At 63.8% G+C, this 7,302-nt stretch carries 10 protein-coding genes; 1 reads left to right on the top strand and 9 read right to left on the bottom strand.

The features are described 5' to 3' along the window. The coding region (locus tag EEB11_RS08335; RefSeq protein WP_354002090.1) for a DUF4149 domain-containing protein at window positions 1-446 on the top strand (446 nt) is incomplete at its 5' end. Window positions 447-521: 75 nt separating this feature from the next. Here the strand turns inward: EEB11_RS08335 and EEB11_RS08330 are convergent. From EEB11_RS08330 to EEB11_RS19960, 9 genes are all read right to left on the bottom strand, one after another. Continuing rightward, window positions 522-1,100: a CIA30 family protein gene (locus EEB11_RS08330; protein WP_210114868.1), complete on the bottom strand. Its 579-nt coding sequence runs from the start codon at window positions 1,098-1,100 to the stop codon at window positions 522-524. Between the two features lie 33 nt (window positions 1,101-1,133). Then, complete coding sequence (locus tag EEB11_RS08325; RefSeq protein ID WP_135430139.1) at window positions 1,134-1,607, bottom strand: DUF427 domain-containing protein; 474 nt, start codon at window positions 1,605-1,607, stop codon at window positions 1,134-1,136. After that, entirely contained in the window at window positions 1,604-2,320 is a 717-nt protein-coding gene (gene ubiG / locus EEB11_RS08320) for a bifunctional 2-polyprenyl-6-hydroxyphenol methylase/3-demethylubiquinol 3-O-methyltransferase UbiG (RefSeq protein WP_135430137.1), read from the bottom strand. The genes EEB11_RS08325 and ubiG overlap by 4 nt, the downstream gene beginning before the upstream one ends. After that, complete coding sequence (locus tag EEB11_RS08315) at window positions 2,310-3,143, bottom strand: methyltransferase family protein (RefSeq protein WP_245298819.1); 834 nt, start codon at window positions 3,141-3,143, stop codon at window positions 2,310-2,312. Before EEB11_RS08315 ends, ubiG begins: the two co-directional genes overlap by 11 nt. Beyond that, a complete protein-coding gene (locus tag EEB11_RS08310) occupies window positions 3,140-4,357 on the bottom strand; it encodes an FAD-binding domain-containing protein (protein ID WP_135430135.1) in 1,218 nt (405 codons plus the stop codon). Before EEB11_RS08310 ends, EEB11_RS08315 begins: the two co-directional genes overlap by 4 nt. A 50-nt stretch (window positions 4,358-4,407) precedes the next feature. Further along, window positions 4,408-5,673: an ABC1 kinase family protein gene (locus tag EEB11_RS08305; RefSeq protein WP_135430195.1), complete on the bottom strand. Its 1,266-nt coding sequence runs from the start codon at window positions 5,671-5,673 to the stop codon at window positions 4,408-4,410. Between the two features lie 82 nt (window positions 5,674-5,755). Then, a complete protein-coding gene (locus EEB11_RS08300) occupies window positions 5,756-6,148 on the bottom strand; it encodes a thiol-disulfide oxidoreductase DCC family protein (protein WP_135430133.1) in 393 nt (130 codons plus the stop codon). Window positions 6,149-6,202: 54 nt separating this feature from the next. After that, window positions 6,203-6,484 (bottom strand): phage terminase large subunit family protein, encoded by a 282-nt coding sequence (locus EEB11_RS08295; RefSeq protein ID WP_354002089.1) that lies wholly within the window; start codon window positions 6,482-6,484, stop codon window positions 6,203-6,205. A 356-nt stretch (window positions 6,485-6,840) separates the two neighbouring features. After that, window positions 6,841-7,281 (bottom strand): aldehyde dehydrogenase family protein, encoded by a 441-nt coding sequence (locus tag EEB11_RS19960; RefSeq protein ID WP_245298829.1) that lies wholly within the window; start codon window positions 7,279-7,281, stop codon window positions 6,841-6,843. Window positions 7,282-7,302 lie beyond the last annotated feature (21 nt).

Raw genomic sequence — 7,302 nt, 5'->3', positions numbered from 1 at the left:
GGGCCAGTCACGCTTCAAGCTTGAGTTGCGCAACAACGCCGATGCTCGTACCCGCTCTTCTTGCGACCTCGCTGCTTTACGGCGGCATGGTGCTGTGCTCATGCGATTTTGCAGCCTTTTTGTTCATGGCGCTGCCCGTCAATGTCGCGGGCCCTACGATCCGTCGGGCCTTCCCTCATTTCTACATGTTTGTGACGCTGAGCGCCGCCACAGCGGCGGGGCTTGTCTGGGCCCACGACGCGGTCGCCGCTGGGCTACTTGCGCCGATTGCGGTGACAACGCTTCCCTCCCGCCAGCTGTTGATGCCCGCCATCAACCGGGCAACAGACGCAGGCGAAAAGGCCCGTTTCAGATGGCTGCACGGACAGTCTGTTGCGATCAAGTTGGTCCATATCGCTCTGGCAGGCTTGGCGATGACACGGTTCCTTACGATGGGTTTGACGTGAGGGAGCCCGTGCATTTGAACGTCCGGATGGCGGTTGGTGCCATATGCGGATGCAACGGTGCCTTCTCCGTCCGGGTCAGTAAAACCCCACTTCCCGGACATCGATCCGGGCATCGTGGTCGCGGCCATAGGCCACAATGGCGACTGAAGCCAGACTGCTGGGCCGGGGCGCACTGCGCAACAACGCGCCAGAAGCCGCGAAGGATTCCAATGGCAGGCGCACTTCGGCCCAACTTTGGCTCACCTCGAACCCTGCCTGATAATACTGCCACGGCAACAGCGTGCCGCCGGTGCGCAGGTGCACGAAATAGCGCTGGTTATTGCCGCGCACCATCAGCCGCACGCCGGTTGTACCTTCGGGCAGCCGGGTGGCAAGGTCCAGCCGCATCTGGATGAACCCTCCCCTGTTGGCCGTGCTGACGCGACCCGTCATCCGCGCAAAGGCGTGGCCGTCCTCTGTGGCGAAGTCGACGCCTCCGGTAGACACGCCCCCCATCACCTGATCGGTGAAAAACCGCCAGCGGGTTTCAGGCTCCATCTTGAAATCCTCGATCATCGCGCTTTGCGCGGGCGGCGTTTCGGCCATAACGGGCGGCAGGCCCGAACACACCAAGGCCACCGCCGTCAAGAGTGGGATCAGACCGCGTGATGACATCATGGCCTCCAGGCCGATCTTGTACAGAGCATGTTACCAGTGCTGCGTTCCGGGCGCACCCTTGATCTGCCCCTCCAGATTTGGCGTGACCCAGCCGCCGTAAAAGTTGCCTGGCTGCGGGATGACGCGCAGATCGCCGACCCAGGCCTCGTCCATCAGGGCTGCATAAAAGGCCACATGGGCAGCAAGTGCCGCAAATCGGGCAGTGGGTTGGTCATATGCCCAGGCGGCGCGCTGCGCTGTTGCCGACCCGGCCAGCACATCGAAATAGCGTGCAGCCCCCTTCCACTCACAGTAACTGCTGCCTTGAGCCGGGCGCAGGGTGGCGAGGATGTCCTGCAATGGAAGGTAGTAGGTCGGCGCGTGGTGCGTTTCCAGCACCCGCAGGGCGCGTGTGGTTTCAGCGACGAGAGTGCCGCCAAGCCGGAGGATGATCCGCTGCGGCACCGGTTCCAGCGCCGGGGGGCGCGGGTAGGCCTGGACGTTCTCGCGCGGAAGGTCGTTCATGTGGCGGCCTTCACGGCAGCGGGTTTCCGCGCGATCCCCATGTAGAGCACGGCAGTCAGGGGCAGGGGGCCAAAGGTCAAATCTAACCGACGGTTGATCCCACGGGGCCCCAGGCCGGTGACCGCACCCGGCACCAAGCCCGCCCCCTGCAGTGCTGCGCGCAATTCGGCGGGCTTGATGAACATGGCAGGGTCATGCGTGCCGCGCGGCAACAGGCGCAGCACATCCTCTGCCATGGTGATCGTGGCCAGCCGGGCCAGCAGGTTGCGATTGATGGTGTCGAACAGAAACAGCCCCCCGGGGCGCAGGGTGCGTGCGACCTCGGCCAGAACCTTGTTCAGATCGGCCACATGTTCCAGCACATCTACACAAACCACGGCGTCAAAGCTGGCACTGTCGTAGGGCAGGGCCTCACCCACACCCACATCATACCCGATGCGCAGGCCGCCTTGGCGGGCATGGGCGCGGGCGGCGTCGATCGCCCCGGCGGCGGGGTCGATGCCGGTAACGTCAGCGCCCCGCTGCGCAAGGGCCTCGGCCATGAAGCCCCCGGCACAGCCAAGGTCGAGAACAGTTTTGCCCGCCCAGTCGATCTGGCGGTCAAACCAGGCCAGCCGCCCCGGTACAAGGTTTTTCAACGTGCGGACCCAGCGGATGTCGTCCGACCACCAGCGGTCGGCGACGCGGTCGTAGATCGTCAGGTCATTGCGCATCGGGGCGGTCCTTGGACAAGCGGGGCAGGGCATAAGGCACGTCAGCGCGATACTGCGCGAAGCGGTCACCGTAGCGGGCGGCAAAGCGGCGTTCCTTCAGGCGCGGGGCAAGCAGGCAATAGGCGGTGAAGCTGACGGCCAGCACCAACTGATCCGGCGTCCAGACCGGCACGGTCCACAGCGTCAGGGCAAAGGCCACATAGATCGGCTGCCGGATCAGCCGGAACATCCCCTGGGTCGGCATATCGGGAAACACCGGCCGGATGCGCGCCATGAGCGACATCCACCCCAACGCACCGGACTGAACCTCGGCTCCAGCGTCGAAGCTGGCTTTCAACAGGATCAGCCAGCTTGCACCATAGGCGGCGGTGATCGCCCAGAATATTACTCCCTCGGCACGCCAGAAAACGATGCCCGACGGTGTCCACAGCGCAAACAGCGCCAGAAGCTGGGCCGAAGCGATGATGGCATAGGTGGTGGTGGCCAGCGTCTGGCCATGCGGGCCGGGGATCATCCGGGCCATCAAGCGCCCGCCGGGGCCGGTCAAAAGCAACGAATGGGCCACCGGAAACTGCACGATCAGGGCGGCATTGGCCAGTGCCGCCCATGGCCAGGGCACGGTGCCCATACCTTCGCTCAGACCAAAGAACATCGCTACGATCATTGCCAGCACACCCGCCGCAAACAGCGTATGGCACAGCACCCCAAGGCCAAGCGCGAGAGCGATCCGCCCGGTACCGGCAGGCGCGCCGAGGGCTGCGCGGATCAAGGTGACCAGCCGGGCGACGCGGGGGTCGGCCAAGATAATGCGAGGCAGAGTCATATGGGCAGCGCACTTTCAAGAATGCGTGGGATGTTCTGTTTGACCTTGAAGAACCCGGCAGTGGCGTGGGGCCAGATCGCTGTGTCCCAGTCACGCCGCCACTCGCACAGGGTGATGCCCGCTTTTTCCAATGCCGGGGCGGCCTCAACCAGCCAGTCGCGCAAAGGGCCACGCGTGATGTAGGGCGTGGCAATCTGCGTGGCCCCGGCGACTGCTGCCCATTTGGCCAGACTTGCCGGATCATCCGCGCGCATTGCGGTCGCGGCAAAGCCGGATCGCTTGGCGGCGTCAGCCAACGCGTCTGCCTCAAACCGCTGCACCAGATCGGACACCGGCAGGGGCGATCGCAAATGGCTGGCCGTCAGGGTAGCCACCGTGCGGATGTCGTAGGCAGCCAGATCGAAATCTTCGACGCGGCAATCTTCATCGGTGATCAGCAGGGCGGTCGGGCGACCGGGTAGCGGCATGGTGATCGCGCGCAGCGGCATCACGGTCGGGAGGCCATCAGGCTCTGACGCTTCAAGCCCCTGGGTCACTTCGGCCAGATCGCTTTGGCGCGGGGCAAAGCGGCCGTTGGTGAAGGTGACGATGTTCTGCGCGTCGGCCGGATAAGGTTTGCCCCGGGTATGCAGACCCGCGACCCAGCGCCAGCCAAGCGTGTTCGACGCGGCATCGCCGTCCAGAAGGTGGCGGTAAAAGAAATCCGCCCCCAGCCGCCAGGGCAGCCCCAGCGTGAAAGTCCAGATCGAGGCGAACCACATCCGCGCGTGGTTGTGCAGATAGCCGGTATCGACCAGTTCGGTCGCCCATGCATCGAAACACTCCAGCCCGGTCTGGCCGTTGATTGCCCGATCCACGTCGCGGCGCAGGCGGCGGTCACGGTCAAGCGCGGCAAGGTCAGCCTCCAGCCCGGTGCAGTAGCTGTCCCAAACCTGTGGGCGGCGCTCGAGCCAGCCTTTGAAGTAGCCGCGCCAGATCACCTCTTGCACGAATTTCTCGGCATCTTCCGGCCCATGCGCGGCGATGGCTGCTGCGACGGCATCAGCTTCCAACACCAGCCTGCGCCGGATATAGGGCGACAGCACCGAGACCGCCTTGTGCGCGCCGGGCCCGTTATCGGTATTGCGGCCATTGGCATAACGCCGCCCCATGCGGGGGGTAAATGCTGCGAGTATCTTGTCACCCTCGGCGCGGGTCGCGGTCCAGTCTGTCATCGGGCTCATCTTTTTTGCTTAGGGAAAAACTGATGCCGGCCATTGGCGTTTCAAGTGGGCGCGGCGGTCTTGCCGCAATACGCCTCAACCATCGGGCGCAAGGCGATGCGCGCCCGCAGTTTTGCCGCCATCAGATACATCCCGCCGATCTTGCGGTGCAAGAACAGCGTGGCGGCGGGGGGGACATGCGCAAGCTCGCGGTCGTTGCCGATGGCAAGGCCCATGTCGCGGAGGCGTTCCAACAGATCACTGCTACCAAAGTCAAATGGGCCGTCTTGCCGCAGCGGCGCCATCGCGGTGGTGAACATCGCCTGGATCAGGTCTTGATGGTGCGGCGCAGTGGTTGGGCCGAAATAGCCGATGCGCAGCATGGCCTCGCGTGTTTGGACATCTCCACCGTTCAACGCCACCCGTGCCAGCGCGCGGAAATCGTCGGCAAGGCCCGGGGCGATGGGCTGCACGGCACCGAAATCCAGCAGAACGACACGTCCGGTCTTGGGGTCATAGCGGTAGTTGGCAAGATTGGGGTCGGTCTGCATTGCGCCGAACTGGAAAAGCTCCCGCAAGACAAGGCCGATCAGGGCTGTAGCCACCCGGTCGCGCTCCACTTGCGGCGCATCGACCAGGCTGTCCAGCGGGACGCTGTCCATAAACCCCATTGCAATAACCTGCGGCGTGCAAAGATCCGCATGCAACTCTGGCAGGGCAAAGATGTCAGACCCCTTGAGCAGGGCGCCAAACCGCGCCAGGTGTTGCGCCTCGGCCAGATAATCGGCCTCGGCGTGCAACTGGCGCTTTGCCTCGGTTAACAGGGGGCGAATATCCATTCCGCGCGGCAAAAGCCCCGGCATCCGCATCAACGCGGCCACGTTGTCGACATCGCTGTCGATGCTGGCCCGCACGCCAGGGTACTGCACCTTGATCGCAAGATCGCGGCCATCGCGCATCACCGCCCGGTGCACTTGCCCGATCGATGCGGCGGCAAAGGGGCGCACGTCAAAGCGGGCAAAGCGGCCATACCAGCCTGTGCCCCATTCGGTGTTCAGCACGGATTGCAGCTGTTTGGGCGGCATGTGGCGGGCGTCATCGCGCATTCGGCCCAGAATTGCCGTCAACTCATCGGGCAGCACCAGCCCGGTATCCATCGATAGCATCTGCCCCAGCTTCAGCGCTGCTCCCCGCAGATGCGACAGCCCGTCCGTCAACCGCAATGTGTTGGTCGGAGTCAGCAGCAGCTGCGCCATATCGGGACGTTTGCCGCTGGCCAGAGCGCGCAGCCCCCCTGCCGCAACACTGCCTGCAATACCTGTAGCCATGCCGCCAAACCGCAAAAGCCGCGCCGTGCGCCCCGTGGGCACCGCAACGCCATCATTATCTTCGGACAAGGTGCCTCTCCTGTCAGTGCGGAACGCCGGCGGTTTGCTTGCGCAGCCGACGCAGGTGCCACCGATAAATCACCGGGGCAAGGACATAGTCATAGGCGGCCGATGCGACCTGCCGGATACCCGGCAACCCTACGACCCGTGCCAGCCAGCGATACCTCGGCATTTGTGCCCATAGCACCAGAAACGCCGGAATCCCCGATGTCAGCCTGCCCTCATGCAGCACATAAAGGCGCCGAGCGGCGGTATCGGCATCCAAGCCCCATTGGTCCCGCGCGCCCGAGTTCAGATCGTCGAACCGGATCGGCAGGTCGTTGGCGACTGCGTACTGCGCGTAGTGCTGTATCTCGAAGTTACAGACCGGGCAGTTTGCATTGAAGAGGACCGAGGTTTTTGGACTGTTTTTCATTAAGCGAAGCTAGCGCAGCGGAGCGTGAAATCCATCCGTCACCGCTGTCACTTTTCAACGAGAAAGAACGAGCGGTTTGGCGATCTTCGGACGATCTGATTTCCGTCTGATCGCCGAGCGCGCTGGCATCGATCGCAGGCCAGCGGCGCAATTCGCGCCGGCCAGGATCAGCTGGCCGCCGGGGAAGCGTTTCCCGAGGATCGTGTTCCCTGCATCCCGCGAGCGGCACGGCAGCACCAGCGCCCGCAGATCGGGGCTTTCCTCAATCCGCGGATCGAACCGCTGCTGCCAGACGCCTTTTGCTAGATTCAGGGTTGTGGGTCCCGTGGCTCGCAACCAATATCGTAATATATCTCATACGCTTGCGATCAGTTTCAGGACGATATTCAGAGACGAAAATCGCCGGTCGACGGCTGGCGTCTTGCCGAAATGGCGCTTGCACGATAGCCTGAGGCCCGCGCCATCGTGGTGTCTGGCTCTTTGCCTGTTGTCGCCCCGCTTTCCAGGGCGGATCTCAACCCTTCCGAGGCCACTGACAACAGATGCGCTGTCCACCCTTTTCAGAAAGCCGGACCCTCGGTCAAACTCCGGTCTTACTGTGGTTCCTTCATCAAGTGCTCAGGCCGAATTGCCTACCGCAAGTATTATTGGGCCGAACGGCGCGGGCAAGACCACGACAGGATCGGTGGAGGTTATTGGCACTTTTCTGGTGGCCCTGGCCCCGCGCAAGAGCCCGCGCTGAGGCCCGCGCCGGTCGTTCCGGCGTGAACAGATGACCAATGACCCGACCGTCTGGGGCAACATGATGTCGCTGGCCGACAACCTGCCCGGTAACAGCATTGCGCGCCGGGCGGGTGTGGCGCGCGCTGAATTTCGTCGGCATCACCGCGATCACGGACGGTATGGGGGTCACGCGGAACACCTATGAACGGCGGCTGACCGATCTGGCGCGCTGGTGGGGCACGTCCGAGACCCGAGGCCTTTGTGCCGCCAAAGGTCGAAACTTCATGGTCGAGCGCACGGATGTTCAGGCCCACCATTCCGAATTCCAGTGCTTCGCCCAAGCGGAAGACACGGGCCATGTCGCCCGTGTAGAAACAGGCGGCGAGTCGAAAGGGCGTGCCATCCGCCAGTGCCAGCGATTCTGCCTCGGC

Source organism: Pseudotabrizicola sediminis, from assembly GCF_004745575.1.
Lineage (GTDB): Bacteria > Pseudomonadota > Alphaproteobacteria > Rhodobacterales > Rhodobacteraceae > Pseudotabrizicola > Pseudotabrizicola sediminis.
The sequence above is the reverse complement of the archived record's forward strand: the minus strand, read 5'-3'. Positions and strand labels throughout refer to the sequence as shown.